Below are 1,419 nucleotides of genomic sequence, written 5' to 3' on the forward strand. Positions count from 1 at the left end.
ATTACTGTCCGCTAAACTTTTGGGTAAGATACAAATTTAGGGCTGACACTTCTCACGAGGTATCAGCCCTTTTTGTTATCTTTGCTTTTGCTTCCAAACTCAGATAACATGGGCAAAAGTACACATTTCTTCGGACAGCCGGTATATGGTCAGCTGATAAAATCTCTCGACCATGATAAAATAGTTGAAATAAGCCGTCGAAACGGCGGTGAGCGGTATGTGAAAACCTTTGACGGCTTCACCCATCTTCTTACGATGCTGTATGCAGTCATCATGCGCTTCGACTCCCTGCGCGAGATAGAGACGGCAATGACGGCTGAGGTGCGCAAGCTTCACCACATAGGCATTGACAGGGTTCCTAAGCGCAGTACCCTATCAGACGCGAACACCAGACGCTCGGAAAAGTTCTTTGAGGACGTGTACCGCGACCTTTACGAGTCCAATAAGGACAGACTTTCTTCGGACAGCCGACGCAATGGTACAGAGGAATGGATAAAACGTCTGAGAATCATCGATTCTACCACGATAACCCTGTTCTCTAACGTCATCTTCAAGGGCGTGGGCCGTCATCCTAAGACGGGAAAGAAGAAGGGTGGCATAAAAGTGCATTCCGTCATTCATGCAAACGAAGGAGTTCACTGTGACGTGAAGTTCACCTCTGCCGCTACCAACGATTCCTTCATGCTCGCCCCCTGCCATTTCAAGCATGATGAAATCATTGCCATGGATCGTGCATATATCAACTATGAAAAGTTTGAGGAACTGACCGAGAGGAACGTCGTCTATGTCACCAAGATGAAGAAAAATCTCAAATACGAGGTGTTGGCAGACTGCATGGATATGAACGAGGATGGGCTGATGGAATATCGTGAGCAGGTAGTGGTGTTCAGGAAGGGCGATATCAACCATATAGCGCGTATCATCACCTATGTGGATATCAAGAAGGGAAAGATGCCAAAGTTGGTGTCCTTGCTTACCAACGACTTTGACATGTCCATGGAGACTATCGTAGCCATCTACCGCAGGAGGTGGCAGATAGAGACTCTTTTCAAGCAGATAAAACAGAACTTCCCGCTTAGATACTTCTATGGGGAGAGTGCCAACGCCATCAAGATACAGATTTGGGTTACACTCATTGCCAATCTATTACTGTCACTGCTGCAAAGCTCATTGCAGAGGCGGTGGAGTTTCTCAGGGCTGGCTACTATGGTGCGCATTGTACTTATGGAATACCTCAACATGAATAATTTCTTCAACATGCCGGATGCCGACATGAAACTCATGCTTGAAGCAGCGGCTGAATCGCCACCGGAGGTAACAGAAAATGAATAAGGGGGCTTGTCACTAACATGCTATTATCCGAATTATTGTGTCTCAATGAGTTGGAATGAGGATTTCTATGTTTAGCGGACAGTAATA

1 protein-coding gene is annotated in these 1,419 nt (G+C 46.3%); it reads left to right on the forward strand.

Annotation, left to right across the window (positions count from 1 at the left end):
• Window positions 1-108: 108 nt before the first annotated feature.
• A complete protein-coding gene (locus tag HMPREF0645_RS12825) occupies window positions 109-1,332 on the forward strand; it encodes an IS4 family transposase (RefSeq protein WP_007175489.1) in 1,224 nt (407 codons plus the stop codon).
• Window positions 1,333-1,419 lie beyond the last annotated feature (87 nt).

The organism is Hallella bergensis DSM 17361, from assembly GCF_000160535.1.
GTDB lineage: Bacteria > Bacteroidota > Bacteroidia > Bacteroidales > Bacteroidaceae > Prevotella > Prevotella bergensis.